The organism is Streptomonospora wellingtoniae, from assembly GCF_031845375.1.
Classification (GTDB): Bacteria; Actinomycetota; Actinomycetes; order Streptosporangiales; family Streptosporangiaceae; genus Streptomonospora; species Streptomonospora wellingtoniae.
The window spans coordinates 1-26,320 of the sequence record NZ_JAVREK010000035.1 but is presented as its reverse complement, the minus strand read 5'-3'; the positions used below and the strand labels follow the sequence as shown (position 1 = coordinate 26,320).

The following is a 26,320-nucleotide window of genomic DNA, read 5'->3' as shown; positions in this document are numbered from 1 at the left end:
CACCGTGCCCGACGTCGACGGGGTGCAGATGGACGACGGCACCGCGGCCGCGCTGCAGCAGCTGAGCCGCCTCGGTTCGGAGCTGACCGCACGCCAGCCCGTCATCGAGAATCGGCTGAACTACCTGCGCGGCCACCACCCGCTCGTGTACGCCTCGGACGAGTTCCAGTCCTACATGGGCGACCGGTTCCACGGGTTCGCCGACAACTGGTGCGCACCGGTCATCAACTCCCCGGCGGAGCGGATGAACATCCTCGGCATCCGCCCCGCCGGGGAGACCGCCGCCGACAAGGAGATGCAGCGCATCTGGCGGGACAACGCCTGCGACCGCACCAGCTCGGAAGCGCTGACCGTCATGCTTGCCGCGGCCCGCTCCTACGCCCTGGTGTGGAACAACCCCCGCGACGAGCAGACCCCGCGGATCACGTTCGAGCGCGCCGACCAGTGCGTGGTGCGCCACGACCCCGAAACCGGGGAGGCCACCGCAGGGTTGAAGCTGTGGCGCGACGAGAAGTACGAGTACGCCACCCTCTACACCCCCGAGGCGCTGTGGAAGTGGCGGCGGGCCGCCGCCCGCGTCGTCCCCGAGGGCGACCGGCCCGACCCCGCGGTCCAGGCCGGCGGCGGGTGGGAGCCGCGCCAGTCCGCGAAAGACGACACCTGGCCGGTGCCCAACCCGCTCGGCGCGCTGCCGCTGGTGGAGTTCCGCAACCAGACCCTGCTCGACGACGCGCCGATCTCCGACATCGACGGTGTGATCGCGATGCAGAACGCGATCAACCTGGTGTGGGCGTACCTCATGAACGCGCTGGACTACGCGACCCTGCCGCAACGGGTCGTCACCGGCGCCGACATGCCGAAGGTGCCGGTGCTGAACTCCGACGGGCAGAAGGTCGACGAGAAACCGCTGGACCTCGACCAGCTTGTCAAGGACCGGATCCTGTGGATCCCCAGCGAGAGCGCCAGCACGTCGGAATGGTCGGCCGCCCGGCTGGACGTATTCTCCAGCGTGATCGAACGCGCGATCGAACACGTGGCCGCCCAGACCCGCACCCCGCCGCACTACCTGATCGGGCGCATCGCGAACCTCTCCGCTGAGGCGCTCGCCAGCGCGGAGACGGGCCTCGTCAGCAAGACGGGCGAGCGCATCGTCTACGCCAACCCGGACGTCCGCGAGATCCACGCGCTGTCCTACCTGGTCCTGGACAACGATGCCAAAGCCAGGGCGATGCGCGGCGGCACCGTGCTGTGGGCTGACCCCCAGTACCGGGCGCTCGGTCAGAAGGTCGACGCGATGATGAAGCTCAAGCAGATCGGGTTCCCCTTCGCGTGGATCGCCGAGCAGTACGGGCTGGAGCCGGAGGAGGTGGCGCGGGTCATGGAGATGCGTGAGCACGAGTCGCGCATGGACCCGCTCGCGGCGATGGTCGACGAGATGGGCCGCAGCGGCGGCGCCCCGGCTGAACCACCGACCGAGCCCGCGGCGGAGCCAGCCGGCGAACCGGCGGCCGAGCCGGGCCCGTGACCGTCGCGCAGGCGCGGGAGCATCGGGCAGACCAGGTGGACCTCGCCCACGGCGCCGCCCGCCGCGCCCGCGAGGTGTTCCGAGAAGGGCTCGACCCGGCCGACATCCGCGGGTCATGGCGTGCGACCCTGCCGCAGATCCTCGGACTGACCACCGCCGCCCAGTATGCCGCCGCCCGCCTCGGCGACGACTACCTCGACCAGGTCATCCCGGGCGAGACGCTCGCTCGGCTGGCCCCCGGCGCCCTGTCCGGGGTCGCATCCGACGGGCGGGACCTGCCCACGCTGCTGACGCAGCCGGTCATCACCGCGCTGGCCTACCTCGCCGGCGGCCGGGCGGTCGCTGACGCGCTCGGCGCCGCGGCGACCGCGCTGGAGATGATCGTCGGCACGCAGGTGACCGACGCCGGCCGGGTCGCGGACCTGGTCGGGCTGACCGGCAGACCCGCCGGTGTGGCCTACACCCGGGTGGTGACACTCCCGGCGTGCGCCCGGTGCATCCTGCTCGCCGGGCAGACCTATTCCTGGTCGGAGGGGTTTCAACGGCATCCGCGGTGCGACTGCGTGACGCTGCCGCTGCGCTCCGGCGAACAGCCGCCCGGCATGATCGACCCGCGCGAGCTGTTCGACGCGATGACCGCGGAGGAGCAGGACCGGCGGTTCGGTGCGGCGGCGGCCGCCGCGATCCGCGACGGCGCCGACATCGGGCAGGTCGTCAACGCCCGCCGCGGCATGTCCGTCGCGGGCGGGCGCGTGGCCACCACCGAGGGCACCACCCGCCGCGGCTACGCGGCCCGACGCATGGGCGGCGGCGACTTCGTCCGGCAGGCCGGGCAGCGCTACGCCCGCTCGACGCAGGCACGCCTGATGCCCGAGCAGATCATCGCCGACGCCGACGGCGACCGGCAGGCCGCCATCGACGGGCTGATCCGCTACGGCTACCTGGCGCCGGTCGTCTCCGCGCGGTCCAGTCCGGTGCAACCGGACGTGCCCGCACCCGAACCACCGGCCGCCCTGGCACCGGCGGCGCTGCCGGACCCGCCGGCGATGAGCGACACCGACCTCGAAACCGAGATCGGTGAGCTGCTGGCGGCCGGGGACGTGGAGTCGCCGCGCATGGCCGCGCTCGTCGCCGAGCTGGACCGGCGCGACCAGCCCGCCGACCCCCCGGCACCCGCCGCGACCGTGGATCGCGGCGTGACCGCCGACGACCTCATGTACGTCACCGACGACCGGCTGGCCACGATGCTCGGCGACGCCTGGGCAGATGACCGGGCAGCGGATGCCGCGGTCATCGAGGCGGAGCTGGAGCGCCGCGCCGCACTGGCCGACGCCCCGCCCGCCGAGGCCGAGGTGCCCGACGACGAGACCGACGAGCAGCAGCAGCGGCGCGAGCGCGAGGAGGAGCAGTACACCGAGATCGAACGGCTCGTCGAACAGGAGGGCTACCCCTGGGAGCAGGCGGTCGCTGAGGTGCAGGGCCGCACCGTCGAGGAGATCCGCCGCCAGGAGTACGTGCGTGAGTACCGGCCCCCGGGCGACCGGCGGAGTTTCCGCGACGTGGCCAGGGAGCAGTACAAGCTCGACGTAGCCCGCCGCGTCGACCAGGCCGAGGAGGCCACCCGCGGGTACCTGCTCACCAACGAGGGCCGCCGCCAGGGCGTCGACCCCGTGTCCCTGTTCTCCGGACCGCGGGCGCGCGCCGAACGGTGGGCCAGCGAGGAGCTGAAACGCTGGTGGGACGAGAACGGTAGGTTCACGTTCGAGGAGTACGTGACCTCGATTGAGCAGGGCCGCATGTCCGGGCCCGGCCGCGACTACAACCGCTGAGAGGGGGACCGCTGTGGCTGTAGCGACCGAGCTGCTGCGCGCGCGGGCCGCCGGCGTCCGCGCCGCCCGCCAGGGCGACGCCCTCTCGGCCAACCCCTACCGGCCGGCCGCCGCGACCGCCCGCGAGCGGATGCTGTGGCGCGCGTGGCTGACCGGCTACGAGACCGTCCGGCCGATGAGGATCGACTACTCCGGCTGAGACCCGGCCCGCTCGGCGGGCCCTTCACCTCCGGCCCCGGTGGCGCAACGCTGCCGGGGCCGAGCCATGCCCGGGCGCGCGCAACGCGCGACCGAACACCCGCAACGGGAGATCACCATGCACAACACGATTGAGCTGCCTGCCCACCCTGCGACCGGGCTGACCGCGCTCGGGTGGCGCCGCAACGGCGCCCCGATCTGGCCGGTGCTCGGCGGCGACGGAACCACCCCGCCGCCCGACGGCGGCGGAGGGGACGGCGGCGAGCCCCCCGCCGGCGGGACCGGCGACCCCGACCCCGACGGAGGCAGCGGCGACGGCGACGGCGGAAACGCAGGAGGAGACGGCGACCCGGACGCCAACCAGCTCGGCGACGCCGGGAAGAAGGCGCTGGACGCCCAGAAGAAGAAGTGGAAGGAAGAGCGCGAGAAGCGGCAGGCGGCCGAGGCCGAGCTGGAGAAGCTCCGCAACGGAGCCTCCAAGGAGGGCGGCGAGGGCGGCGAAGACGACCCCGAGACCATCCGGCGCAAAGCCCAGGCCGAGGTCATGGGCAAGGCGAACGAACGCATCGTCTCGGCGGAGGTCCGCGCCGCCGCCGCCGGCAAGCTCGCCGACCCGGCCGACGCCGCACGGTTCATCGACCTCACACAGTTCGAGGTCAACGACTCCGGTGACGTCGACAAGGAGGAGATCGGCGAGGCCATCGAGGACCTGCTCAGGACGAAGCCGTACCTGGCCGCCGGCGCGAACAAGCGGTTCCAGGGCGGCGGCGACGGCGGGCAGGGCCGCGGCTCCAAGCAGCCCAGCCTCGACGAGCAGATCGCCGAAGCCGAGAAGGCCGGCGACACCATGCGCGCGATCGGGCTGAAGACCCAGAAGCTCAACCAGACCAAGTAATCCCCGGCCCTGTGCCGGGCCAGCATGAGGAGGACCAGTGCCCGGAATCACCGGCATGGGGACCACGTTCAACCTGCCGAACTACGTCGGCGAACTGTTCGCCGTCACCCCGGAGGACACCCCGTTCCTGTCCGCGATCGGTGGGCTGACCGGCGGCCGCCCCGCCGAAGCCACCATCTTCACGTGGAGCGGCTACGACCTGCGTGACGCCGCCACCGACCGGCAGCGCCTCGAAGGCGCCGACGCGCCTTCGGGTGAGGGCCGGTCCCGTTTCCGCGTCTCCAACGTGGTCGAGATCCACCAGGAGACCGTGAACACGTCCTACACCAAGCAGGCCGCCACCGGGCAGTTCTCCGGAACCGGGTCGAACCACCCGCACGCGGCCGGCCTCAGCGGCATGAACGCGGTCGCTGACGAGCACTCGTGGCAGATCGCCCAGGCCCTCAAGCAGATCGCCCGCGACGTCGAGGCGACGTTCATCGCCGGGACGTTCCAGGAGCCCGCCGACAACGCCACCGCCCGCAAGACCCGCGGCCTGATGGCGGCGATCACCACCAACGCGGTCGACGCCAACAACGGCACCGCCGACCAGCCGCTGGACGAGGACATGATCCTCGGCCTGATGCAGTCGGTGTGGGAGAACGGCGGCATCTCGGAGTCGGAGACGGCGACCGTGATGGCCAACGCGTGGCAGAAGCGGCAGCTCACGCGCATCTTCGTGACCGACAAGAACTACCAGGAGCAGACCCGCAACGTCGGCGGTGTGAACCTGCAGACCATCGAGACCGACTTCGGGCGGCTGAACATCATGCTCAACCGCTACATGCCCGCCAGTGAGCTGTCGGTGGTGTCGCTGGAGCAGTGCGCGCCGCGGTTCCTGCCGATCCCCGGCAAGGGGTTCCTGTTCCAGGAGCAGCTCGCGAAGGTCGGCGCGTCGGACCGCACCCAGATCTACGGCGAGGTCGGGCTGGAGTACGGCAACGAGAAGGCCCACGGCAAGATCATCAACCTGACCACGTCTGCGAGCTGATCATGACGAAGTTCGTGAGCACTCGGTATCCGCAGCTGTGGCTGCCCGCGCTGAAGGTGCGGTTCCGCGACGGGGTGGCCGAGGTCGACGACCCGGCCACCGCCGCGGCCCTCACCGGTATCCGCACCGAGGGTGTGGCGCTGGCTCCGGGAGAGACCCTGCCCGGCGCCGGCGACCCGGGCGACGACGACGGCGGCGAGCAGGGCGACGGCGCGCGGGAGGCCGAGGGCGAGCAGCCCGCGGCCGCCTCCGACGCCCCGGCGCCCGGCGACGGCGCACCGGAGGAGCAGCCCGCAGCCGAGAAGAATCAGCCGCTTGCGGAGCCGCCGGCCATCAGCGAGCCCAAGCCGCGCCACGTCGACTACGCGGCCGACGTGCTCGGGCTGGACCGCACAGAGATGCAGCCCCTGACCAAGGCCGACATCGCCGAACGCATCCGGACCGAACTCGCCAAGCGAGCCGGATAGGAGGGGGTGGCTGCCGTGGCGCTGGACCCGTTGGCGACGGTGGCCGACGCCCGTGAGCTCGGCCTGACCGTGGCCGACGACGAGGAACCGATGGTCGAGCGGTACCTGCGGGCCGCGTCCGCCGCCGTGCGCGACGCGGCCGGGGTGCCGATCAGTCAGATCACCTCGACCGTGGAGCTGGAGGGCCGGACGGGCGTATGGCTGCGCCTGCCCGGCCCGCCCATCACCGCCGTGTCGCAGGTGCTCCTCGACGGCGATGAGGTCACCGACTACCGGCTTCGCACCACCGACCTGTGGCGCCGCCGCGGGTGGCAGACCACCTGCGGCGAACCGTCCACCGTGCAGGTCACCCTGACGCACGGCATGCCGGCGGTGCCTGAGGACATCGTGATGCTGGTGTGCCGCATCGTCGCCGCCACCCTGAACGCCTGGCGCGACGGGGACGGCGGCGAGGGCCTGGCGGCCGGCGCCGTCACCCAGGAACGCATCGGCGACTACAGCGTCTCCTACGGGGACGGCGGGCTGATCACCGAGATGGAGCTGCCCGACTACCTGCGTCAGCGGCTCGCCGAGCGGTTCGGCGGCGGCGCCGCGGTGGTGGGGTCGCGGTGAGGCGCCGCAGCATCGGCCACCGCCTGAATCGGCGCGTGGACATATGGCGCGTCACCCGCACCCCGGACGGCGGCGGCGGGTTCTCGGAGACCTGGGGCCCGATGCACGAGCGGGTGCCCGCGCGCATGTCGCAGCCGCACGCCACCGAGCGCGAGCGCGCCGAACGCAGTGGTGCGGAGTTGACCCATCAGGTCTACTTCCGGCCCGGGACGGACGTGCGCCGCGGCGACGAGATCCGCACCGGCGGTCGCTACTTCCGGGTGCTGTGGGTGGTCGAGCCCTCCATCGAGATCTACAAGCGCGCGGACTGCCGCGAGCACCAAGCAGAAGGGACACCCACCTGATGGCGACAGCGACCATTGCGGTGCCGGCCGAGGTGGAGCTGCCAGTACGGATCTCCGTCGGCGAGCACACCGCCGAGGCCGGGACGATCACCCTCGACCGCGGGCAACCGGTCGGCGAGCAGATCGCCGAGTTCCTGCGCGCCGTGGCCGACGAGATGGAGACCGCCGACGACGGCAACGAGGACGGTGAGGACTGATGGCCACGATCACGGCTCAGAGCGTGCCCGTAGCGGGGCTGGACGCGGTCACCTGGACTGCTGCCGCACCGGGCGGAGACGAGACACCGACCGGGCGCGGCCTGGTGCTGCTGGTCAGCAACACCGACGCCGCGCCCCACACCTTGACGATCACCACACCCGGCACGGTCGAGGGCATCGCCATCGCTGACGTCGACCGGACCGTGGCGGCCGACGCCGTCGCGATCGTGCCGCTGGGGGAGGTCTACCGCGCCCCGGCCACCGGCCGCGCCTCGGTGGCCTACGACGACGCGACCGGCGTCGAGGTCGCCGTCGTGCAGCTGCCGAGGGGGTGACCATGAGCGTGCGGGTGATTGGGGCGCGGGCGGCCCGGCGGGCGCTGGCCCGGCTGACAACCGACATGCACGACACCATGGACGTCGTTGCCGAGAAGTGGGCCGACACCATGTACGAGGGCGCGATCGCCGACGTGCCGATCGACTCCGGCGACCTCGGCTCGGCGCTGGAGAAGCGCCGGTCCGGCTCGGGTGCCACAGCCGACGCCAAGGTCGGTGTGTGGGAGAAGGACGAGTACTACGGCCAGTTCCAGGAGTTCGGCACGTCCGCGTTTCCTGCACAGCCGTTCATGTACCCCAACGCCAAGAAGGCGAACAAGCAGATCAGGGGCTGGGTGCGTGAGGAGTTCGAGAAGAAGGTCGAGGGCGGCTGAGCCATGGCAACCTGCGCCTGGCCGCTGCAGACAGCCGTCGTCGCGCGCCTGTCCTCCGATCCGCCGCTGACCGCCGTCGCCGCCGTCCTCGACGAGGTGCGCGAGGACTCGCCGTACCCGCACGTGACGCTCGGCGAGGTCATCGAGGAGCTCGACGACACCCACGACAACCAGGGCCTCGACGTGTCCTTGGTGCTGCACATCTGGTCGAAGTACCCGGGCTATGCCGAGTGCGCGCGCATCCTCGCCCACCTGGACCGGCTCCTCGACCGTCGGCCGCTGCAAGTCGAGGGCTTCACCATGTCGTCGATCCACCGGGAGCACCACCGGATGATGCGCGACCCCGACCCACAGATCAGACACTGCCCGGTGCGCTTCCGGGTCTGGCTCAGCGAGGAGCAGTAGAGCAATGGCAGGTAAGGACGGTTTCGGTACCGAGCTGCGCCGCGACGACGGCGCCGGCACCTTCGCACCCATCGGCAACGTCGGCAACTTCGGCGGCCCCAACTCCGAGCGGGAGACCTACGACGTCACCGCCCACGACAGCGCCAGCAATTTCCGCGAATTCATCGGCGGGCTGGTCGACGGCGGCGAAGTGTCCGTCGAGGTCCACTACGACCCCGCCAAGCACGACACCCTCTACGGCGACTTCAAGAACCCCGACCCCGTCTCCTACGAGATGGAGTCCCCGGAGGGCGAGGTGTGGGCGTTCGACGCGGTCCTCAACGGCTGGGAGCGGGAGATGCCTGTCGACGGGCAGATGGCCGCGACCATCACCTGGCAGGTCTCCGGCGAGCCCATCATCACCCCCGCCCCCTGATCAGCAGAGAGAAGACACAGTGTTCAACAGCACACGCAAGGACGGCGACCAGCCCGAGGCCGAGGGGCCTCTGCTCAGCCGCGATCAGATCCTCGGCGCCGACGACGCCCAGTACGACCACGTGGACGTCCCCGAATGGGGCGGCCGGGTGCGCATCCGCAGCCTGACCGGCACCGAGAGGGATAAGTTCGAGTCCGAGATTGCGGGCAACACCAAGCGCCTCAAGCTCGACAACGTCCGCGCGAAGTTCGTCGCCAAGAGCGTGGTCGATGCCCAGGGCAACCAGGTGTTTAGCACCGCGGACGTGGCGGCCCTGGGGCGCAAGAACGCCGCCGTGCTCAACCGCGTGTTCGAGGCGTGCCAGAAGCTGTCCGGGCTCACCGACGACGACGTCGACGAGCTGCTGGGGGAATGAGGCGCCGGCCAGAGCGGGAGTTCTACTTCCGCTTGGCCGGCTACCTCGGCTACACGGTCGAGGAACTCCTCGCCCGCATCAGCTCCCGGGAGCTGTCCGAGTGGATCGCGTTCGAGAAGCGCGCCGGCCCCTTGGGCCAGCGCCGCGGCGACATCCACATGGCGGTCATCACCTCGGCCATCTACAACGTGAACCGGAAGAAGGGGTCGAAGGCCATCGACCCCGAAAAACTGCTGCCCAAGTGGGACGACTACCAGTCCGACGAGGACATGTGGGCTCAGATCCGCGCGGCGAATGCGGAGCTGGGCGGCACGGTCGCCGACGAACCATCTGAATAGCGCGTCAGGCGGGAGGTGATCCCGCGTGGCGACAGTGGCATCCCTGCTGGTCAAGCTGGGATTAGACAGCAAGAGGTTCGACAAGGGCGCCAAGAAGGCGGTCCGCGGCCTCGACCAACTGGTCGGCCGCCTCGACAAGCTGAACAAGCTCGGGAAGTTCACCGCCATCACGGCCGGCGCGTCCGCGTTCACCTCTCTGGCCGCCGCCGCCGGGCCCGCCTCCGGCGCCGTTCTGGCGCTGCCCGCGGCCGCGCTGGTCGCCTCCGCGGGGGTCGCCACCCTCGCGGCCGGCCTGTCCGGTGTGGGCGAGGCGATGGTCGCCACTGGCGGCACCAGCGAGGAGCTGCAGAAGGCCCTCGACAAGCTGGCGCCCAGCGCACAGAAGTTCGTGCGCAGCTTCGCTGGGATCCGCGAGCAGTTCAAGCCGATCCAGCAGGCCGTACAGCAGAAGCTGTTCGCCGGACTCGGCAAGGAACTCTCCGAGCTCGCGCAGGGGATCCTGCCGACAGCACGCCGCGGCATGACCGCGGTCGCCTCCGCCTTGAACGGGCTGGGCAAGGAAGCCCTCGCGACCATGAAGACGCCCCTGTTCAAGGGGCAGATGGCCGACATCTTCGACGGCACCGCGAAGGCCACCCGCTCCTTCTCAGGTGTCGTCGGCCCGCTACTGACGGTCCTCGCCCAGCTGGCGATCGTCGGGCTGCCGCTGATCACCCGCTTCAACGAATGGGCCGCCGGCGCGCTGAAGAGCGCCGCGGCGTTCCTGACGTCGGAGCAGGGCGCGGCCAGAATGACCGGCATCGTCCAGCGCGCCGGCGACGTCCTCGCCCAGCTCGGCGAGATCGCGGGCAACCTCGGCTCGCTGCTGGCCGGGATCTTCGGTGCCGCCAGTGTGGACGGCGCGTCCCTGCTGGACACCGTCACCCAGCTGACCGCGCAGTGGGCCACCTGGGCCAACAGTGCGCAGGGCCAGGAGCAGCTCGGCCAGATCTTCACCACCCTCAACCAGATCTTCACTGACCTGCTGGCGATCCTGCCCGGGGTCGCCTCCGTGATCGGCACCATCGCCAGCGCCTTCACCAGCCTGCCGGGGCCCGTGCAGTCGACCATCACGCAGATGCTGGCCTGGTCGATGGTGCTCGGCGCGGTCTCCGGCAAGATCATGCCGCTGTACGGCGGCATCAAGATGCTCTCCGGCGGGCTGCTCAAGCTCGGCAAGGCCGCCACCGCGGGCGGACGGCTGAAGACGATCGCGTCCGCGTTCGGCAGGGTCGGGGCCGCCGCCGGCCGCGCAGCCGCGCAGGTGGCCGCGGCCACCGCCAAGATGATCGCGTCCATGGCCAAGGCGGCCGCGAAGATGGTCGTCTCGGCGGCCCGCTACGTCGCCGCCTGGGTGCTCATGGGTGTGCAGGCGATGATCCAAGCCGCCCGGATGGCGCTGGCGTGGATCATCGGGCTCGGCCCGATCGCCTGGATCATCGCCGCCGTCATCGCCCTGGTTGCGCTGATCATCCTGTACTGGGACGAGATCGTCGCGGCCATCTCCGCGGCCTGGCAGTGGGTCAAGCAGGTCACGGTCGCCGCGTGGCAGGGCATCGTCAACGCGGTCACCGCCGCCTGGGAATGGATCAAGTCCGCGATCTCCGCGGCTGTCCAGTTCGTCCTGAACTGGCTCAAGTCCAACTGGATGCTGCTGCTCGGCATCATCCTGGGCCCGGTCGGTCTCGCCGTCGGCCTGATCATCAAGCACTGGGACAAGATCAAGGCGGCGACCGCCGCGGCCTGGCAGTGGGTCAAGGCCAAGATCGGTGCGCTGATCTCCGGCGCGGTCAACCTGGTCAAGCGCTACCTGAGCGTCGCGAAGGCGGCGATCTCCGGGGCGTGGAACGCCGCGAAGAGCCTCACCAGCCGCGCGTGGAACGCGATCAAGAACGCCGTGTCCAACGGTGTGGGCCGCATGATGAGCCTGGTCACGTCCATCCCCGGCAAGGTCAAGTCGGCGCTGTCGAACGCGAAGAACTTCCTGCTCAGCGCCGGACGGCGCATCATCCAGGGTCTGATCGACGGCGTCACCGGGATGATCGGCAAGCTGAAAGCCAAGTTCAGCTCCATCACCGGGATGATCCCGGACTGGAAGGGCCCCATGTCCGTCGACATGAGGCTGCTGGAGCCCTCCGGTGCGGCGCTGATGGCCGGCCTCGGCCGCGGCGTCGAGAAGGCGCTGCCCGGGCTCCGCTCGACCCTGCAGGGCGTGACGCGGGAGATCCCCCGCAACGTCACCGGGTCGGTGCGCCACACCGGCGGCGCGGAGACGCGCGTGGTCATCGACGTGACCGGCGCCGACGAAGAGTTCAAGCGGATGTTCCGCAAGCTGCTGCGCACGACACCGGGCCTCGCGGCCGAGATCAGGGGGTGAGCGTGGCCGGGAAGATCAACCCCCGCGTGCACATGCGCGCGGGCTCGGAGTGGGTGGACATCACCTCCGATGTGCGCACGTCGGAGGACATCACGATCAACCGCGGCAGGCGCGACGAGGGCGCCTCGGTGGATCCGACGACGTGCAGCCTGCTGCTGAACAACCGGCACGGGAAGTACTCGCCGCGGCATCCGGGTTCGCCGTACTACGGGCTGATCGGCCGCAACACCCCGATCCGGGTGCGGGTCGGCACTCCTCCGCCCGCGCCGTCGCCGGTGCTGGTCGACTCCTTCGACCGGACGGTGGCCGACGGGTGGGGCAGCGCCGACTCGGGTCAGGCCTGGGTCGTCGACGCCGGCGACGTCGCCGACTTCTCGGTGGACGGCGGGGTCGGGACCATCACCGTGGACGCCGTCTCCGCCATCCGCCGCGTCACCCTCGACGCGGGCCTGGCCGACCTCGACCTGACGGTGCGGATCCGCACCGACACCGCCCCGGTGGGTGAGGCCTACCGCGGCATCCAGGCCGGCGTGTACGTCCGGTGGGACCCCGACACCAACGAGGGCCTGTTCTTCGGGGTCACGATCGGCACCGACACCGGGCGGCCCGACGGGGGACTGCGGGTGTCCACGTCCATCCTCACCCCCGCCAGCACCCCCGCCCCGGAGGAGGTGGCGCCCGGCGTCACCGCCCAGGCGGGCGGCTGGCTGCGGCTGCGGGTGCTCGCGACGGGCCCGGAGGTGCGCATGCGCGTCTGGCCGGATGGGGCCGAGGAGCCTGAGGTGTGGCATGCGCAGGGCTATACCACCGGCTACCTGGCCGCGGGCGATGTGGCGGTGGGCGGCGGCATCACCGCGCTGGACACGCCGGTGCCCGCGCTGCTGGAGTTCTCCGACCTCGAGGTGCGCGAACCCACCCCGCCCGACATCCGCACCCGCATGGTGGGCGAGGTCAGCGAGTGGCCGATGCGGTGGGACCTGTCCGGCAACGACGTGTGGGTGCCCATCACCGCCAGCGGGATCCTGCGCAGGCTCTCCCAGGGGTCGGCGGCGGCGCCGTCGGCGCTGGCGGCCACCATCCCCGCGCACCAGCCGCTCGCGTACTGGCCGCTGGAGGACGGGCCCGACGCGGGCCTGTCGGCCGCCTCGGGGCTCGAAGGCGGCCAGCCGCTGCGCGTGCAGGGGCTCACCTTCGCCGAGGAGGACGGGCCACCCGGGTCCGGGCCGCTGCCGGTCGTGACCGGGGTCCGCGGAGGATTCGTCTCGCCCGCCATCGAGATGACCGACACCGGGGTGTGGGAGGTCGACCTCCTCTACTACCTGGCGGAGGACGACTTCCCGGAGGGCGTTGACCAGGAGATGCTGTCGGTGGCCAGCTCCGGGCGGGCGGTGCGCTGGCGCGTCTCGCTCGGAACGGGCACCACCTCCGGCGACCTGCTGATCGTCCTGCAGGCGTTCGATGAGGACGACGCGGTGCTGGACTCCAGCGCGGTCGACGTCCAGGGGACCGGGGTCGCGTTCCTCGACGTGTGGCGGCAACTGCGTCTCAATGTCCGCGAGGACGGCGGCGACGTGTATTGGACGCTGTTCTGGGTCGACGAGGACGGTGCCGGGGGCGGCACCACCGGCACGTTCTCCGGGAGTCCCGGACGGGTCGCCTCGATTTCCACGACCTTCGGCACCGAGCTGGTCGGCGCCCTCGCTTTCGGGCACCTGTCGGTGTGGGGCGCGCCCACCACCCGCGGCTACTTCGGCGCCGTCGCCGGCTTCCCGGGCGAGACCGCGCGCCAGCGCATCTCCCGCACCTCCGCCCAAGCCGGGGTGCCGATGGTGGTCTCCGGTGAGGCGGCGACCCGGATGGGTGCGCAGCCGGCCGCGTCGTATCTGGACGTGCTGACCGAGTGCGCGGACGCCGACGGCGGGATCCTGTCGGAGCAGCGCGCCGCGCTCGGCCTGGCCTACCGGGGCCGGGACACCCTCTACAACCGCGGCCGCACAGAAGGAGTAGGCGAATGACCGTGTTCTATGGGCCCGCTTTCGAGGCGGCGCTGTCCGAGGTCGCGGCGAACGCGACGGTGGCCAGCCTGCACAGCGCGCAGCCGAACGCGTCCGGCTCGAACGAGCTCGCCGGGTCGGGCTACGCCCGCCAGTCGGTGACGTGGGGCACCGCCTCCGGCGGCAGCTTGTCGTCCACGTCCATCCCCACGTTCACGGTGCCCGCCTCGACGACCGTGACGCACGTGGGGTTCTGGGACTCGGGAGAGACCGTCTTCTACGGCGCGCTCGCGTTCGACGTCCCCGAGGAGTACGGGGCCGCCGGCGAGCTGACGGTGGACCCGGCGACGCTGACCGCCGCCACCGACCCGTCGTAGGAGAGGGGGCAGCGTGGCGGTCGTCTGGCAGAACACCCTCGACGGCAGTGACGGCGTCGCGGTCACCACCACCAACTCTGCCGATCACGGCGACGCCCTGGCGGCGGTCAACGGCACCGTCGTCTACGACACCTCATGGTCGGCCGCCGGGTCGGCCTCCATCCTCCTCGGCGGCCCCGGCGTCGGGAGTTTCAACGGCGTCGAGCCGCCCGACTGGCCGACCGGCACCACCGCGTGGCGGATGTACCTGCGCGTCGCCTCGGACGACGCGCTCGACATCGCCATGTCCCCCGACACCGGCAGCATCATGGCCGCGACCGTGCGCGGCAACGGCGACCTGGACCACCCCGGCGGCACCGAGACCGGTGTGCTGCCCACCGACGGGTCCGCTTTCCGGCTTGAGATCCTGGTGGACGGCACGGCCTGGACGGTCCAGGCCTATGTCACCGACCCGGACGGCACCACCCCCGACGTGGACGCCACCGGCACCCTCGCGTCGGCGCCGTCCGGTGACTGGTCGGCGTTCATCGAGGACTACTCTGCGGGCGGCGTCCACGCCGACGAGATGGTGATCACCGACACGGCCGCGCCGGTGGGGCCCGTGGCCCCGCCTCCGGCGACGATCACCACCGACAACACGCTCACCGGGGCGGACGGGGCGGCCGTCACCGACGCCACCCTGGCCGCCTCCGCGCAGACGGGCACCGTCACCGTCTCCGACGCGAACAACACCGGCACCGGGCTGAGCCCGCAGGCGGCCTACTCCGACACCCAGCAGGTGTTCTCGGGTCAGACCATGGTCCGGCTGTGGCAGTGCAACCACCGGGACGGCACCACCCGCGACGACGGGCTCTCAGCCGGGCCGCAACCCAAACTGGCGTTCTCGATACCGGGTGCGCCGTGGGCAATCCGGTTCTACGCCTACTTCCCGGCCGGGTGGAACACGTGGAACGAACAGTACGACGACCTGTTCAACGAGCGGTGCTGGCTCGTCCGGCTCGGCGACTACGCCCTGACCGTCTACGAGACCGGGTCGGGCAACATCGGGTTCCGGATGCAGCCGCTCGACCTGGACGCCGCCGGCGTCAACGTGTCGCTGGGCGGGTCAGCGCACGCGCTCAACGACGAGCTCATCCGCGTCGAGGTCCTGTGTGACGGCACCGACACGACGATCTACACCTACCTCGGGCAGGACGAGTCGACGCCGCGGACCGCGACCCTGGCGGGCTTCGCACCCTCGGCCGACGCCAACAACCTGACCGGGTACCCGTTCACGTTCGGCTCCTACCTGCCCTACGGCAACGGGTCCTTCGACCAGCGGGTGGCCGACTACCAGCAGAAACTGATCGACCAGGGGTACCCCGCACCCGAATGGGGTGCGGACGGGTTCTACGGCGACGAGATGGCGGGCCAGTGGGACGCCTACGCCGCCGACGTCGGCCTGGACTCCCTGGTGGGGACGTTCGGTGCGGGTGGCGGCGCGGGCGCGGAGATCCTGCGCGCGATCGACGTGGACCGGTCGACGGCGCGCGTCTCCGGTAGCAGCCTGCCCACCTCGGTGTACGTGGGCTACCTGGCGGTCGCCGACACGGCGGCGCTGATCGGCCCAGCGGAGGAGCCCTCCGACGGCGTAGTGGTCTCGCCTGCCGGCGGGATCGTGCTCGGCGGCACCGCGCAGGCGTCCAGGAACGCCCGTCCGGCGTCCTCCGGCGGCATCGTGCTCGGCGGGTCGGCCTCGCCCCGCAAACACGTCACCGTGTCCGCCTCCGGCGGCATCACGCTCGGCGGCGCGGCCGCCGCGTCCAAGAGCACCACGATCGGCGCGTCCGGCGGGATCGTGCTCGGCGGGGGTGTCGACACCGAGCAGGGCACGACCCTGTTCATCGACTACGGCGCGGGCCACGTCTCGGACCCGTTCGAGCCGATCGACGATGACCAGCACATCCGCAACGACGTCGAGGTCAAACGCGAGGGCGGCTCCAGCGCGCGGCATGTGCAGGAGACCGGGCCGCTCAGTGTGCTGCCGCCTCCGGACGGGGTGGGGGTCTACGACGAGTCGGTGACGCTCAACGTCGCCGACGACGACCAGCTGGCGGATCAGGCGGCGTGGCGGGTGCATCTGGGCACGGTCGACGAGGCCCGCTACCCCCAGGTGCGCGTCGACCTCAGCAACAAGAGCTTCCTGGTGGACGACGTCACGTCCCGGGATTCCGGGGACTGGCTGCGGGTCATCAACCCGCCGGAGTGGCTCCCACCGCGCGATATCGACCTGCTGATCCAGGGCTACACCGAGACCATCTCGGTTTTCACCTGGAACATCGTGTTCAACGCGAGCGACGCGGCCGCCTACACCGTCGGCGAGGTGTACGCGCCGGCGACCATCGGCGGCCCCGACCGGGCCGACACGTCCGGGTCGCGGCTGTGGACCGACATCACCGCTGGGCAGGCCAGCTTCGACGTCGAGGTGTACGACGGGCCGCCCTGGATCGCCTCGGCAGCGCTGCCCGGCGAGTTCCCGTTCGACATCCGGGTGGGCGGCGAGGTCATGACCGTCACCGCGGCCGCCGCGCCGCTCGGGGACCTGCAGGAGTTCACCGTCGTGCGCTCGGTCAACGGCATCAGCAAACCGCACACGGAGGGCACGGCCGTGGAGCTCGCCGCGCCCGCAGTCGTCGCCCTGTAGAGAGGAGGCCGCCATGGTCCAGTGGCTCGCCGGGATGAGAACCACCGCGGAGCGGCTGCGCGAGACGGCCGGGGTGTGGCAGGACTATGGCGGGGCGTGGACCGCCTCCACCACGAACCCCAGCATCGGCAACGGTGCCCTGGCGTTCCGGTACATGCAGATCGGGTCGACGATCGAGTTCATGGTCCGCATCGTGTGGGGCAGCACGACCTCCGACGGCGACGGCACCTACGACTTCGGGCTGCCGGCCGCCCCCAAGGCCTACGGCGGCTCTTCCAACATCGGCGGCACCGCCACCTGCATCATCGAGATCGGGTCCGCGACCAACCGGTACAGCTTCGGTGTGCTGCTGTACAACACCGGGTTGGTGCGGGTCGCGGACGACGGTGAGACCTCGGGTCTCAGCGCCGGCGGGTGGGACGGCCACGGCTGGGAGGACGGCAACTTCCTGCTGATGTCCGGCCGCTATGAGGTGGACTGATGTGGCCGGGCAGCCTGGCGGAGGCGGGCCCGTGGCTGCTGGGTGCGGCCGGCGTCGTGGGTGCCGCCGGGGTGCTGATCGCGGCGGCCCGCAAGGTCTGGACGTTCGGCCGCCGCGTGGGGCACTTCCTCGACGACTGGACAGGTGAGGCGGCGCGGCGCGGGGTCGAGGCGCGTCCCGGCGTCATGGAGCGGCTGTGCACGATAGAGGACCGTCTCGGCGCGGTCGAGCACGAGGTCCGCACCAACGACGGCTCCTCACTGAAGGACGCGGTCCGGCGCACCGAGGTGCACATGGCGGAGCTCCGCCGACGCTCCGACCCCTGACCCGATTTGCCCGCATACGCCCCGGCCCGGTGTCGGGGCGCTCGCATGCCAGGAGGCACACAGCATGGTCCGCATCATCTCCCGGTCGGAGTGGGGGGCACGCGCCCCCCGTGACCGGTCATACGTGTCGTGGTCGCAGCGCACCGAGGTGGTCGTCCACCACTCGGCGGGCCCGACCACGCAGACGGTCCGTTCCATCCAGGACTTCCACCTCGACGGCCGCGGCTGGTCCGACATCGGCTACAACCTGCTCGTTGACGACGACGGCGCCGCTTACGAGGGCCGCGGGTGGACCGTCGCCGGCGCCCACGCGGTGGGCCACAACACCAGCGGCATCGGCATCTGCTACATCGGCCAGAACAGCCCGACCCCGGCGGCCAAGGCCACGATCCGGGCGCTGTACGACGAAGCGAGCGAGCGCGCCGGTCGGGCGCTGCCCAAGCGCACCCACGGCGACGTGAACAGCACATCCTGCCCAGGCAGCAACCTGCAGTCCTGGGTCGACGACGGCATGCCCGGCGGAGTCGGGGTCATCGAGGAGGCCATGAACATGATCATCAACCTGCGCAAGGGCGACGGCTCGGAGACCGGCAAGCGCGAGCACGTGAAGTTCCTGCAGATCGTACTGAAGGAGCAGGGCCAGGACGTCGGCGAGTACGGCGTCGACGGCGAATACGGCGGCGACGTTGAGTCCGCTGTGCTCGGGGCGCGCCAGGCGGAGGGCTCCGAGCAGGACTTCGGCGACTGGGTCAGCGGCTGGGCCGCCAAGCAGATCATCCGCGGGTGGGTCGAGCAGATCGTGCGCGACACCGTGGGATCCGCCTCGGGCGGTGCCCTGCCCGACACCGTCGACGTCAGCGGCAAGCTGCGCCTCACCAAATAGCCACCCGCCCCCAAGCACGACCGCCCCGACCGGGCCTTCCGGCCGGGGCTCACTCATGTGGAGGGCCGTCATGGTCCACCGGACAGACAGGAGGCCGCTCATGCCCGCAACCCGCGAAACCAAGCAGGACGCCACCAACCGGTCCTGGCGCACCATCGCCCAGGGCGCCGTGTCGGTGGTCCTGGTGGCCGCCGCCACCGTCGTCGTCGACACTGTCACCCCCGGCGAGCTGGTGGACTGGCCCGCCGCCGCGACCGCGATCGGCACCGCCGTGGTCACCGCGCTGGCGGCCTACATACAGCGGCGCCTGGAAGGCGCGAGCAAGGACGCGTCAATCCAGTAGGCAGCCGAACAGAACCGCCCCCGCTCCTCCTTCGGGAGGGGCGGGGGCGGTTCTTCGTGTGGGGTGCCCCCTGCCCGGGAGGACGGGGCAGGGGGCGGGTGGCCGCGCCGGTGGGAAGACGTGGACGGTCCCGGCGCGGCCGGTCTTCAGGTTTGGAACCCGGCGTAGAACCAGGGCGAGGTGCCGTCGTCGGGGTCGTCCTGGTAGCGGTGCGGGTACCGCGGGTCGGGGTCGGGCCGGTCAGCGCCGGTGGCCTCCGGCTGGTCGTCGTGGTCGGGGTCGGGCACCAGGGCCCCTCTCATCAGGTCAGGTCACGTGGGCGGTGTGCCACCAGCCGCGGTCCTCGCCGAGCCCGGTCAGCTCGTCGCGGACGGTGGCGGCGAGGTGGGGCCGCGGGTCGTCGGTGGCGTGCAGGTCGTGTTCGGCGCGGTACTGGGTGAGCTGGTCGTCGGTCAGCTCCAGCTCGACGCGCAGGCGGTATGTGGGCACGGATCCCCCCCGGTGTCCGTGTCGCAGGGTCAGGGCTGCTGGTGGGGTGTGCGGGCGCGCGCCAGCGCGCAGCGGCTGTCGCGGCCGCGGACCTGGTCGATGCTGTCGAGGGCGTCGTCGAGCAGGGCGCGCAGGAGCAGCTGGTCGTCGCGGACCGCGTAGGCGGCGGCGTGGAGCTGCCCGGCGACGGTGGCGAGCCGCGCGGCGTCGCGCACGGACAGGTGCGTTTCCTCGGCGTCTTCGGCGCGCGGGGTGGGGAGGGTGGCCATCACCGCACCGCCAGCTCGCGCACTGTGCCCGCGTCGGGGGCGGGGTGGGCGAGGTCGGGCCGGTCGGCGATCAGCGCGCGGATCGGCCCGGCGAGCGCGGCGCGGAGGTCGTCGAGCCCGTCGTCGGCGGGCGCCGCGGGGGGCGCCCACGGGGGGACGATGCGGCGCCGCGTGTAGAGCGGCACCGTGGGGATCGGTTGGGTGGCGGGCGGCTCGGCCGGCGCCTCCACCTCCGGGGCGGGCGCGGGCGCCGTTGCGGCGGCGTGGCGGCCGGTCGGCGGCGGCAGGACCCTGTCGCGCCATTCCTGGACGATCCTGGACAGTCTGCGCATGCGTACCCCCTGCGGGGACGGGCGGCTGGTAAGGCCGCGTGGTTCTGGTGACCCCATGGTGAGCACACCGGCGCAGTATTTTCAATACAAAGGTTCGGAGTGATGCGATGCTGTCCGCAAAACCTTGGCCGAAGGGGTGATCTACCATCGCCGCAGGACGAAAGCGCCGGAAGACGCGAGGAGCACGGACCGTGGCGGACAGGCACAGCCCGACCGTGAGACGTCGGCGGCTATCCGCCGAATTGAAAAGACTGCGCGAGGAGTCCGGGTTCACGGCTGAGCAGGTAGGTGACCGCCTCGGATGGTCGCGCGGACGGCTCACCAACATGGAGCTGAACAAGTGGAAACGCACCGACCCGGTGATCGTGCGGGCCCTGGCCGACCTCTACGGCGCCTCTGAGGAGGTCCGCGAAGGGCTCGTCACGCTCGCGCGCCAGTCTCGCGAAAAGGGCTGGTGGGCCCGCTACGGCGACGTGCTGACCGGCGCCTACGTGGGATTCGAGGCTGAGGCATCGGTGATCTCGACGTATCAGTCCATGGTGATTCCAGGGCTGTTGCAGACCCGCGAGTACGCGTCCGCCTCAGATCGTGCGGTTCACACCCAGGATGCCGCGGCCACCGAGCGGGCGGCCGATGCCCGCATGGAGCGGCAGGAGATCCTTGACCGCGAGGACGCGCCGCGGCTGTGGGCCGTGATCGACGAGTCTGTTCTCCTGCGTCCGGCTGGTGGACGGGATGTGATGCGCGCCCAGATCGAGAAGTTGATCCAGGTCTCGGAGGAGGTCAATACGATCAAAGTACAGGTACTTCCCCTGGAGGTCGGCCTGCATCCCGGCACCGCCGGATCGTTCACTCTCCTCGACTTCCCCAACCCGGCGGATCCGTCCATCGTCTACATCGAGAACCGGACGGACGGGCTGTACCTGGAGGAGTCGCCGGAGGTCGAGACGTACCGGGACGCTTGGGATGACATCCGCGTGATGGCGTTGCATCCCGAGGCGTCGGCCGAGCGGATGCGGACCCTGATCCAGAACCATTACCAGTAAGTAGGAAGAACCCGATGTACCAGAACCAGAACCAGACGTTGACCTTCCGCAAGTCCAGCTACTCGGCGACCCGCAACGACTGCGTCGAGGTCGCCGACTTCGCGGGCGGCTCGGCGGTGCGTGACACGAAGGACCGCGAGGCCGGACACCTGGAGTTCCCCGCCGCCGAGTGGTCGGCATTCGTCGAAGGGCTGAAGTCCGGCGGCATGTAAGCCGCCCCGGCATGAGGCAGGCCCCGGCAGGTTCGCCTGCCGGGGCCTTTCTCGTACCAGAACCGATCCGATGGTATCCCGCCGGGGGGATTGCAGCCACCCTCCGCGGCGGGCTGCCGGCCGATACCGGCGAGTGTTCGATTCTGAACAGTGGCGGCGGCGGGCGTCCGCCTACACTCGACTCATCCACACACCGGGAGGCCGCTGTGCAGCGCTGGGAGTACCGCGTCGAGGAGCACGAGTACGGGCTGAGCCAGGGACGATTGGACAGCCTTGGCCGGTCCGGGTGGGAACTGGTGTCCGAGGTCGTACTGCCCGACGAGCGGAGGGGACCGAAGATCCGCGCGGTCCTCAAGCGCCCCACGGACTGAGCGTTACCTAGACGCCCGGGTGCCTGCGCAGACGCATGCCCTAGACGCGTCGCCCACCTGCGGAAACGCGTGTGGTGCGCTTCCGGTTGCATAGGCGTCTTGGCCGTCTAAGATCAACTTTTCCGCAGGTCAGCGGGGCGTCTAGGGGGTGTCTACCGCCCGTCTTAGAAGACACCCCCCAGACACCCGCCTGTCTGCTCACTGCGCGTATCGCCGAGACGCTTCCTCCAGCGCGTCGCGGCGGTACCCGCGCACCTGCACGCCGTCGCGCGTGAAGCGGTCGCCGAGCACCCCGACCGCGCGCAGCGCCTCCTGCACGTCCACCAAGTCCAGGCCGCACCCGTCCGCGATCTCCGGGCCGGTCACCCCCCGCGCGCCCTCGGACAGCGCCAAGGCGGCCGCGAGCACCGGCGGGATCCCCTCCGGTTCGGCGGGCTGCTTCCCCGCGGGGCGGTGCGCCCACGGTTGCGCGTCGGGCAGCGCGAGTACCGCGGCGTCGTCGGAGAGGTCCCACACCTGGATGGGCGCCTGGTCGGGGCCGCGCCCGCCAGTGTTGGCGAGCGCACTCCCGCCGAGCTCCAGCTCGTGACTCGACCAGTCGGCGCCGAGCACCTGGTTGTTCTCGTTGCGCCCGGCGGTCTTGAGCACCACCTTGTCCTGCATGACGCCGTTGAGCTGGCTCGGGATGCCCGACCCGAGGAGGGGCTTCTGCGTGGCCCACACCAGGTCGATGCCGCGCGAGCGGCCCATGGTGGCCAGCGGTTGCAGCCGCCGGATCAGGTCGACGTCATCCTGCGGTGCGTCCATGGAGACGATCTCGGCGCCCTCGTCGACCACCACCACGATCCGTGGCCGCTCCTCGGTCGGTGCCCACGACGAGACACGGCGCTGCTGCATGATGGCTGACCGTTCGTCGGACTCCGCATCCAGCTCGGCCAACACCGCCAGGATCTCGTCCACAGTGTTCGCGCAGCGGAGTTTCCCGCGCCACAGCCCCGACTCCTCGCCCTTCGGGTCGATATAGACGACGGCGGTGGGCTCGGCGGCGCACAGCGCCTCGGCCATCACCACGCGCAGCAGCACCGACTTCCCGGCGCCGCTGGTGCCCGCGATCAGCATCCGGCCCTTGGGCAGGACAACCGGGCGGCCGGTGTCGGAGTCCACACCGATGCCCGCGCGGCCGGGCCGCCAGGTCATGTCCCGCTCCGGGGTGCGGGTGCGGATCCGCAGCACCGCCTGGTCGCCGACGTCGCCGGGCGACAGGTCGGCGCGCACCCCGCGCGGCAGCGCCAGAGCGGCGCGCACCTCCGGCAGCCGCTTGCCCAGCTTCTCCGGGGTCATGCGGCCCGACGTCGCGAGCACCACCCGGATCCCGAGAGAGTCCAGGGACGGCGGGGCCGGGGTGACACCGTCGAGGCCGCGGCCAGCCGACCGCCGGTCCCAGTCGGCGAGGTGGCCGAGGATGGCGGTCTCCTGCTCCGAGGCGCCCACCGAGTCGGAGGAGGCGCCCCGGGGCGCCCCGGGGGGCGGCGCAGCCGCGGGCTCCACGGCGGCCGGCGCCTCCGCAGCACTCACAGCGCCCTCCGCCACCGCGATGCCGTGACCCTGCACCGCCAGCCACACCCACGCGGCCGGCCACGCCAGCAGCGGCCACCACATGCCCGCGAGAGCCAGCGCGGCGACCGGCCCGAGCGTGATCGCGGCCGGAACAGCGGCCTGCCGCGCCAGCCGGCCGCTCCTCGCCTTGAGCGTGAGCGCGTCCATCTTCAACGCTGACGGCGCCCGCCGCTCCAGATCCTGCAGCTGCTCCGACAGGAGCCTGACCTGCGCTTCGTCCTTGCGCATCCGCGCCTTGTCGAGCTTCTTGGCGACCTGGGCGCGCTCGCGGCGGATTTCCTCCCGGGCCGCGTCCACCGTCTCCCGGTACAGATCCGGGTCCTGCACGTAAGCCTCGGCGGTCTGCCACCGCCGCGACCACGCCAGCGCGGCATAGGTGTTCCACGTCGCCGCGGCCGCCCGCAGGCGGTCAGCCGCGGGGGCGGGGCGGGGGACGTGCACCAGCTCGCGCCCCCGGGGCGCCTCCGAGGCGCCCGCCTCCCACACCACACCCATCGTGATGGTGTCGTCCTGATCCGGCATTGTGGTCCTTTCTTCCAGCGCGGGCCGCCGGGAGCGCCGGCGGCCCGCTTCACGCTCAGGAGCCGACGGCCCCGCCGACAGCCCAGGCGACGACCCATGCGCCGCCGGAGTGCAGCCAGTCGATGAAGCCGGTGACGACACCGGACCCGGACCCCTTCGCGGCGACCGGCGTGATGATCAGCGCCGCGATCGCCCAAGGGTTGTAGGTGTGGTCATAGCGCAGGTCCACCAGCGTCATGACGAACCCGCCGATGCACAGAACCGACCACACGGTCCCGGTGGGCAGCGGCTCACCGATCCACCCGCCGAAGTTGGAGGCGAGCGTCCCGAGGAAGTGGTTGTCGGACCACGTCGCGATCTCCATGGACGCGGGGGACTGGTACAGCAGCATCGACCCGGCGAATCCCACCAGCAGCGCGATGAGCCCGTGACGCTTGCCCTGGAGCTTCTTGTTCAGCCAGTAGGCGAAGCCGAACATGCACAGGGCGAGGAAGCCGTACAAGATCAGTCCTCCGTCTTCTTCTTGGCCAGGTAGTGGCGGGCGACCATCACGGCCGACCACAGGACAGTGATCGCCGCGATCGGCATGAGGATGAGGTCGGGTGCGCCGAAGGCCACCAGGGCGGCGATGATCACGCAGGCGACGGCGACCGGCACCAGACTGTCGAGAGGTATCGGGCGGTTGGGCATAGCGGTCTCCAGTGGTCGGAGGTCGGTGGATCTGGAGGGCGCCGGCTGCGCTCGCCCGCGGGCGCTCGCTGGCCTGGCCCGTCCTCGGCCGGCGTGCTCGCCCACCCCGCACGCGGCGGAGGGGGCGGGCGCGCCGCCCGGGGGAGGCGCCCCCGGGGCGCGCGGGCGCCCCGGGGAGGCGGGCTACTGCTGGGTGCGCTTCAGCGCGGAGACGTTGTAGCCCTGCTCGGTCAGCTCGTCGCGGCGCCGGCGGATGGTGGCGGCGTCGACCCCGAGGGCGCGGGCGGCGCCGCGCACCGACGGCGCCTCGGCGGCCGCCACGTACTCCAGCAGCTCCCGTAGCCGCGGCTCCAGCTCCCGCGGGCGGGCCGAGCCGAACCCCATCAGCGAGGCGTCCAGGTCGGGCAGGGACGTGAGGTCGTCGGGTGTGTCGCCGACCTCCAGCGCGAGGCCGCGGCCCGCCTGGATCTCCCGCACGAGCGCCTGCCGTTCCTTCACGACCTCGGCCTGCTCGCGCTCCAGCGCGCGCTGCTGCTCGGCCGCGCGCCGGATCTTCGCCATCTCCGCCTGGTGGGCGGCCTCGGCGGTCGCGTCGTCGAGGTCGCGCTGCGCGTCGGACAGCTCCCGGGCGTAGGCGGCGTCGCGGCGGCGGCGGGCGATCTCGGCCTGCTGGTCGTGCGTCAGGTCGGTGGCCAGCTCCGCGGCGCGGCGCGCCTGCTCCTGCTCGGCGGCTCGGCGCTGCTCGGCCTCCTGACGCTCACGCTCGACCTCGGCCGCGCGCGTCTCCTCCGCGTCCTCCGCCTCCTGGGCGAGGCGGGCGAGGCGGGCCTGCAGCGCCAGCCCCCACAGCCCCTTCGCGGCCAGCGGGATGAGGCCGAGCGCCATCAGGGGCCAGTCGATCAGCCACGAATGCCAGCCCACCAACCCGGCGGCCAGGGCGGCGATCAGCCACCCGGCCACCTGCGCGGGCTTGGCCACGGCCGGAGTGACCCACGCGATCGCCACAGCGGAGACCAGCGCGATGTCGAGGACGACACCGGCGGCCAGGCCCACACCCCACGGGGCGGACTCGGGCAGGGCGTCCATGAGCGACCAGGCGGTCAGCACGAGGGACGCCAGCGAGGGGATGGCGGCGGCCAGGATGGTGGCGCGCACGGGGTCGGCGCCGATCGTGGCGCCCGTGAACGGGAGACGCATCACTGCTCACCGTCCTCGGCGTGCTGCGCGGCGGTGCCCTCGTAGTCGGCGACCAAGCGTGCGAGGGTGCCGACGGCGGCACCGGTGGCGGCGGGGCCGCCGCGGACGTAGCCGTGGGCGTCGAGGACGGCGAGAACGTCGGTGATCAGGCCGAGGGTGAAACGGGTGTCGCCGGTAGGCGGAGGGTTGTCGTCGGCGCCTGCTACGGCGATAGGGTCGCTCACAGCTCACTCTCCTGGTTACGCAGGTGGTGGGTTAGGTCCCGCCCGGCGGTAGGGTCGCCGCGGCGGGGCCGCTCTTCGGTTGTCGGCCGGTAGGGTCGGCCGCTACTTCTTGGTGGCGAGGATTCGATCTATGGTCGGGCGGCCTATGCCCGTGATCTCGTGGATCTCCTTCTTCTGCAGCCCGGCGGCGATCGCCTGCCGGACGCGCCGGTCGCGGTCGCGGTTCATTCGGGCCCACTCGCGGAGCTCGGCGCGGGCCTGCTCCGGTGTCGGGGGACCGTTGCTCGGTTCCACGTAACAGACGATACATGTAATGAGCGTTACCCGCAAGAGAAGTGGCGCACGGCGGAGCGCGGGATTCGCCGTGGCGCACGAGTGGCGCACGGGCACGAAAAAAGGCCCCCCATCGGGGGGCCTTTCTGCTGGTGGGCGTACCAGGACTTGAACCTGGGGCCTCATCCTTATCAGG

36 protein-coding genes are annotated in these 26,320 nt (G+C 71.5%); 26 read left to right on the top strand and 10 right to left on the bottom strand.

Annotated features, from left to right (window positions below; translation table 11 throughout):
• The first annotated feature begins 4 nt into the window (after nucleotides 1-4).
• From RM446_RS23365 to RM446_RS23255, 23 genes are all read left to right on the top strand, one after another.
• Nucleotides 5-1,525 carry a phage portal protein gene (locus tag RM446_RS23365; protein WP_311547589.1) on the top strand — a complete coding sequence of 507 codons (1,521 nt, stop codon included), beginning with the start codon at nucleotides 5-7 and terminating at the stop codon, nucleotides 1,523-1,525.
• Nucleotides 1,522-3,354 carry a VG15 protein gene (locus RM446_RS23360; RefSeq protein WP_311547588.1) on the top strand — a complete coding sequence of 611 codons (1,833 nt, stop codon included), beginning with the start codon at nucleotides 1,522-1,524 and terminating at the stop codon, nucleotides 3,352-3,354. The genes RM446_RS23365 and RM446_RS23360 overlap by 4 nt, the downstream gene beginning before the upstream one ends.
• A 13-nt stretch (nucleotides 3,355-3,367) precedes the next feature.
• Complete coding sequence (locus RM446_RS23355; protein WP_311547587.1) at nucleotides 3,368-3,553, top strand: hypothetical protein; 186 nt, start codon at nucleotides 3,368-3,370, stop codon at nucleotides 3,551-3,553.
• 117 nt (nucleotides 3,554-3,670) lie between these two features.
• Nucleotides 3,671-4,447 carry a hypothetical protein gene (locus RM446_RS23350; RefSeq protein ID WP_311547586.1) on the top strand — a complete coding sequence of 259 codons (777 nt, stop codon included), beginning with the start codon at nucleotides 3,671-3,673 and terminating at the stop codon, nucleotides 4,445-4,447.
• A 37-nt stretch (nucleotides 4,448-4,484) separates the two neighbouring features.
• Nucleotides 4,485-5,477, top strand: a complete 993-nt coding sequence (locus tag RM446_RS23345; protein WP_311547585.1) for an SU10 major capsid protein — start codon at nucleotides 4,485-4,487, stop codon at nucleotides 5,475-5,477.
• Between the two features lie 14 nt (nucleotides 5,478-5,491).
• The gene (locus RM446_RS23340) at nucleotides 5,492-5,944 is read left to right on the top strand and encodes a hypothetical protein (RefSeq protein WP_311547584.1); all 453 of its coding nucleotides are present in this window, start codon (nucleotides 5,492-5,494) and stop codon (nucleotides 5,942-5,944) included.
• Nucleotides 5,945-5,950: 6 nt separating this feature from the next.
• The gene (locus RM446_RS23335) at nucleotides 5,951-6,556 is read left to right on the top strand and encodes a head-tail connector protein (RefSeq protein WP_311547583.1); all 606 of its coding nucleotides are present in this window, start codon (nucleotides 5,951-5,953) and stop codon (nucleotides 6,554-6,556) included.
• A complete protein-coding gene (locus RM446_RS23330) occupies nucleotides 6,553-6,900 on the top strand; it encodes a head-tail adaptor protein (protein WP_449657182.1) in 348 nt (115 codons plus the stop codon). Before RM446_RS23335 ends, RM446_RS23330 begins: the two co-directional genes overlap by 4 nt.
• Nucleotides 6,900-7,097 (top strand): hypothetical protein, encoded by a 198-nt coding sequence (locus tag RM446_RS23325; RefSeq protein WP_311547581.1) that lies wholly within the window; start codon nucleotides 6,900-6,902, stop codon nucleotides 7,095-7,097. The genes RM446_RS23330 and RM446_RS23325 overlap by 1 nt, the downstream gene beginning before the upstream one ends.
• Nucleotides 7,097-7,432 (top strand): hypothetical protein, encoded by a 336-nt coding sequence (locus tag RM446_RS23320; RefSeq protein WP_311547580.1) that lies wholly within the window; start codon nucleotides 7,097-7,099, stop codon nucleotides 7,430-7,432. The genes RM446_RS23325 and RM446_RS23320 overlap by 1 nt, the downstream gene beginning before the upstream one ends.
• A 2-nt stretch (nucleotides 7,433-7,434) precedes the next feature.
• Nucleotides 7,435-7,806, top strand: coding sequence for an HK97-gp10 family putative phage morphogenesis protein (locus RM446_RS23315; RefSeq protein WP_311547579.1), 372 nt, complete (start codon nucleotides 7,435-7,437; stop codon nucleotides 7,804-7,806).
• A gap of 3 nt (nucleotides 7,807-7,809) precedes the next feature.
• Complete coding sequence (locus RM446_RS23310) at nucleotides 7,810-8,211, top strand: DUF3168 domain-containing protein (RefSeq protein WP_311547578.1); 402 nt, start codon at nucleotides 7,810-7,812, stop codon at nucleotides 8,209-8,211.
• A gap of 4 nt (nucleotides 8,212-8,215) precedes the next feature.
• Nucleotides 8,216-8,626: a phage tail tube protein gene (locus RM446_RS23305; protein ID WP_311547577.1), complete on the top strand. Its 411-nt coding sequence runs from the start codon at nucleotides 8,216-8,218 to the stop codon at nucleotides 8,624-8,626.
• A 19-nt stretch (nucleotides 8,627-8,645) separates the two neighbouring features.
• Complete coding sequence (locus RM446_RS23300; RefSeq protein ID WP_311547576.1) at nucleotides 8,646-9,041, top strand: hypothetical protein; 396 nt, start codon at nucleotides 8,646-8,648, stop codon at nucleotides 9,039-9,041.
• Nucleotides 9,038-9,379 (top strand): phage tail assembly protein T, encoded by a 342-nt coding sequence (locus RM446_RS23295; protein WP_311547575.1) that lies wholly within the window; start codon nucleotides 9,038-9,040, stop codon nucleotides 9,377-9,379. The genes RM446_RS23300 and RM446_RS23295 overlap by 4 nt, the downstream gene beginning before the upstream one ends.
• A 25-nt stretch (nucleotides 9,380-9,404) precedes the next feature.
• A complete protein-coding gene (locus RM446_RS23290) occupies nucleotides 9,405-11,795 on the top strand; it encodes a phage tail protein (RefSeq protein WP_311547574.1) in 2,391 nt (796 codons plus the stop codon).
• A 2-nt stretch (nucleotides 11,796-11,797) separates the two neighbouring features.
• On the top strand, nucleotides 11,798-13,810 hold the full coding sequence (locus tag RM446_RS23285) for a hypothetical protein (protein ID WP_311547573.1): 2,013 nt from the start codon (nucleotides 11,798-11,800) through the stop codon (nucleotides 13,808-13,810).
• The gene (locus tag RM446_RS23280) at nucleotides 13,807-14,166 is read left to right on the top strand and encodes a phage tail fiber protein (RefSeq protein WP_311547572.1); all 360 of its coding nucleotides are present in this window, start codon (nucleotides 13,807-13,809) and stop codon (nucleotides 14,164-14,166) included. Before RM446_RS23285 ends, RM446_RS23280 begins: the two co-directional genes overlap by 4 nt.
• 13 nt (nucleotides 14,167-14,179) lie before the next feature.
• Entirely contained in the window at nucleotides 14,180-16,849 is a 2,670-nt protein-coding gene (locus RM446_RS23275; protein ID WP_311547571.1) for a hypothetical protein, read from the top strand.
• 13 nt (nucleotides 16,850-16,862) lie between these two features.
• Nucleotides 16,863-17,330, top strand: a complete 468-nt coding sequence (locus RM446_RS23270; protein ID WP_311547570.1) for a hypothetical protein — start codon at nucleotides 16,863-16,865, stop codon at nucleotides 17,328-17,330.
• Nucleotides 17,330-17,656: a hypothetical protein gene (locus RM446_RS23265; protein WP_311547569.1), complete on the top strand. Its 327-nt coding sequence runs from the start codon at nucleotides 17,330-17,332 to the stop codon at nucleotides 17,654-17,656. Before RM446_RS23270 ends, RM446_RS23265 begins: the two co-directional genes overlap by 1 nt.
• A gap of 64 nt (nucleotides 17,657-17,720) precedes the next feature.
• Entirely contained in the window at nucleotides 17,721-18,539 is an 819-nt protein-coding gene (locus RM446_RS23260; RefSeq protein ID WP_311547568.1) for an N-acetylmuramoyl-L-alanine amidase, read from the top strand.
• Nucleotides 18,540-18,639: 100 nt separating this feature from the next.
• Nucleotides 18,640-18,882, top strand: coding sequence for a hypothetical protein (locus tag RM446_RS23255; protein ID WP_311547567.1), 243 nt, complete (start codon nucleotides 18,640-18,642; stop codon nucleotides 18,880-18,882).
• A 146-nt stretch (nucleotides 18,883-19,028) separates the two neighbouring features.
• Here RM446_RS23255 and RM446_RS23250 read toward each other — a convergent pair whose 3' ends face one another.
• Genes RM446_RS23250 through RM446_RS23235 form a run of 4 tightly spaced genes read right to left on the bottom strand, consistent with a single transcriptional unit; the run spans nucleotide 19,029 to nucleotide 19,972 of the window.
• A complete protein-coding gene (locus RM446_RS23250) occupies nucleotides 19,029-19,184 on the bottom strand; it encodes a hypothetical protein (RefSeq protein ID WP_311547566.1) in 156 nt (51 codons plus the stop codon).
• A 4-nt stretch (nucleotides 19,185-19,188) separates the two neighbouring features.
• Nucleotides 19,189-19,371, bottom strand: coding sequence for a hypothetical protein (locus RM446_RS23245; RefSeq protein WP_311547565.1), 183 nt, complete (start codon nucleotides 19,369-19,371; stop codon nucleotides 19,189-19,191).
• Between the two features lie 29 nt (nucleotides 19,372-19,400).
• A complete protein-coding gene (locus tag RM446_RS23240; protein WP_311547564.1) occupies nucleotides 19,401-19,640 on the bottom strand; it encodes a hypothetical protein in 240 nt (79 codons plus the stop codon).
• Nucleotides 19,640-19,972, bottom strand: coding sequence for a hypothetical protein (locus RM446_RS23235; RefSeq protein ID WP_311547563.1), 333 nt, complete (start codon nucleotides 19,970-19,972; stop codon nucleotides 19,640-19,642). The genes RM446_RS23240 and RM446_RS23235 overlap by 1 nt, the downstream gene beginning before the upstream one ends.
• Nucleotides 19,973-20,163: 191 nt before the next feature.
• Between RM446_RS23235 and RM446_RS23230 the strand changes: the two genes are divergently transcribed.
• The 3 genes from RM446_RS23230 (at nucleotide 20,164) to RM446_RS23220 (ending at nucleotide 21,601) form a co-directional block, all read left to right on the top strand.
• On the top strand, nucleotides 20,164-21,018 hold the full coding sequence (locus RM446_RS23230) for a helix-turn-helix domain-containing protein (protein ID WP_311547562.1): 855 nt from the start codon (nucleotides 20,164-20,166) through the stop codon (nucleotides 21,016-21,018).
• A gap of 14 nt (nucleotides 21,019-21,032) precedes the next feature.
• On the top strand, nucleotides 21,033-21,230 hold the full coding sequence (locus RM446_RS23225) for a DUF397 domain-containing protein (protein WP_311547561.1): 198 nt from the start codon (nucleotides 21,033-21,035) through the stop codon (nucleotides 21,228-21,230).
• 206 nt (nucleotides 21,231-21,436) lie between these two features.
• Nucleotides 21,437-21,601: a hypothetical protein gene (locus RM446_RS23220; RefSeq protein WP_311547560.1), complete on the top strand. Its 165-nt coding sequence runs from the start codon at nucleotides 21,437-21,439 to the stop codon at nucleotides 21,599-21,601.
• Between the two features lie 198 nt (nucleotides 21,602-21,799).
• Here RM446_RS23220 and RM446_RS23215 read toward each other — a convergent pair whose 3' ends face one another.
• From RM446_RS23215 to RM446_RS23190, 6 genes are all read right to left on the bottom strand, one after another.
• A complete protein-coding gene (locus RM446_RS23215; RefSeq protein ID WP_311547559.1) occupies nucleotides 21,800-23,740 on the bottom strand; it encodes an FtsK/SpoIIIE domain-containing protein in 1,941 nt (646 codons plus the stop codon).
• A 55-nt stretch (nucleotides 23,741-23,795) separates the two neighbouring features.
• Nucleotides 23,796-24,242 carry a hypothetical protein gene (locus tag RM446_RS23210; protein WP_311547558.1) on the bottom strand — a complete coding sequence of 149 codons (447 nt, stop codon included), beginning with the start codon at nucleotides 24,240-24,242 and terminating at the stop codon, nucleotides 23,796-23,798.
• Nucleotides 24,243-24,244: 2 nt separating this feature from the next.
• Nucleotides 24,245-24,430: a hypothetical protein gene (locus RM446_RS23205; protein ID WP_311547557.1), complete on the bottom strand. Its 186-nt coding sequence runs from the start codon at nucleotides 24,428-24,430 to the stop codon at nucleotides 24,245-24,247.
• 183 nt (nucleotides 24,431-24,613) lie between these two features.
• Entirely contained in the window at nucleotides 24,614-25,627 is a 1,014-nt protein-coding gene (locus RM446_RS23200; protein WP_311547556.1) for a hypothetical protein, read from the bottom strand.
• A complete protein-coding gene (locus RM446_RS23195) occupies nucleotides 25,627-25,851 on the bottom strand; it encodes a hypothetical protein (RefSeq protein WP_311547555.1) in 225 nt (74 codons plus the stop codon). Before RM446_RS23195 ends, RM446_RS23200 begins: the two co-directional genes overlap by 1 nt.
• Nucleotides 25,852-25,953: 102 nt before the next feature.
• The gene (locus RM446_RS23190) at nucleotides 25,954-26,145 is read right to left on the bottom strand and encodes a hypothetical protein (RefSeq protein ID WP_311547554.1); all 192 of its coding nucleotides are present in this window, start codon (nucleotides 26,143-26,145) and stop codon (nucleotides 25,954-25,956) included.
• Nucleotides 26,146-26,320 lie beyond the last annotated feature (175 nt).

Coding starts and splice junctions, on each gene's coding strand:
- RM446_RS23350 (WP_311547586.1), top strand. CDS start 3,671: ATGCACAACACGATTGAGCTGCCTGCCCACCCTGCGACCGGGCTGACC.
- RM446_RS23325 (WP_311547581.1), top strand. CDS start 6,900: ATGGCGACAGCGACCATTGCGGTGCCGGCCGAGGTGGAGCTGCCAGTA.
- RM446_RS23320 (WP_311547580.1), top strand. CDS start 7,097: ATGGCCACGATCACGGCTCAGAGCGTGCCCGTAGCGGGGCTGGACGCG.
- RM446_RS23315 (WP_311547579.1), top strand. CDS start 7,435: ATGAGCGTGCGGGTGATTGGGGCGCGGGCGGCCCGGCGGGCGCTGGCC.
- RM446_RS23310 (WP_311547578.1), top strand. CDS start 7,810: ATGGCAACCTGCGCCTGGCCGCTGCAGACAGCCGTCGTCGCGCGCCTG.
- RM446_RS23305 (WP_311547577.1), top strand. CDS start 8,216: ATGGCAGGTAAGGACGGTTTCGGTACCGAGCTGCGCCGCGACGACGGC.
- RM446_RS23295 (WP_311547575.1), top strand. CDS start 9,038: ATGAGGCGCCGGCCAGAGCGGGAGTTCTACTTCCGCTTGGCCGGCTAC.
- RM446_RS23280 (WP_311547572.1), top strand. CDS start 13,807: ATGACCGTGTTCTATGGGCCCGCTTTCGAGGCGGCGCTGTCCGAGGTC.
- RM446_RS23270 (WP_311547570.1), top strand. CDS start 16,863: ATGGTCCAGTGGCTCGCCGGGATGAGAACCACCGCGGAGCGGCTGCGC.
- RM446_RS23265 (WP_311547569.1), top strand. CDS start 17,330: ATGTGGCCGGGCAGCCTGGCGGAGGCGGGCCCGTGGCTGCTGGGTGCG.
- RM446_RS23260 (WP_311547568.1), top strand. CDS start 17,721: ATGGTCCGCATCATCTCCCGGTCGGAGTGGGGGGCACGCGCCCCCCGT.
- RM446_RS23255 (WP_311547567.1), top strand. CDS start 18,640: ATGCCCGCAACCCGCGAAACCAAGCAGGACGCCACCAACCGGTCCTGG.
- RM446_RS23250 (WP_311547566.1), bottom strand. CDS start 19,184: ATGAGAGGGGCCCTGGTGCCCGACCCCGACCACGACGACCAGCCGGAG.
- RM446_RS23240 (WP_311547564.1), bottom strand. CDS start 19,640: ATGGCCACCCTCCCCACCCCGCGCGCCGAAGACGCCGAGGAAACGCAC.
- RM446_RS23235 (WP_311547563.1), bottom strand. CDS start 19,972: ATGCGCAGACTGTCCAGGATCGTCCAGGAATGGCGCGACAGGGTCCTG.
- RM446_RS23225 (WP_311547561.1), top strand. CDS start 21,033: ATGTACCAGAACCAGAACCAGACGTTGACCTTCCGCAAGTCCAGCTAC.
- RM446_RS23215 (WP_311547559.1), bottom strand. CDS start 23,740: ATGCCGGATCAGGACGACACCATCACGATGGGTGTGGTGTGGGAGGCG.
- RM446_RS23205 (WP_311547557.1), bottom strand. CDS start 24,430: ATGCCCAACCGCCCGATACCTCTCGACAGTCTGGTGCCGGTCGCCGTC.
- RM446_RS23200 (WP_311547556.1), bottom strand. CDS start 25,627: ATGCGTCTCCCGTTCACGGGCGCCACGATCGGCGCCGACCCCGTGCGC.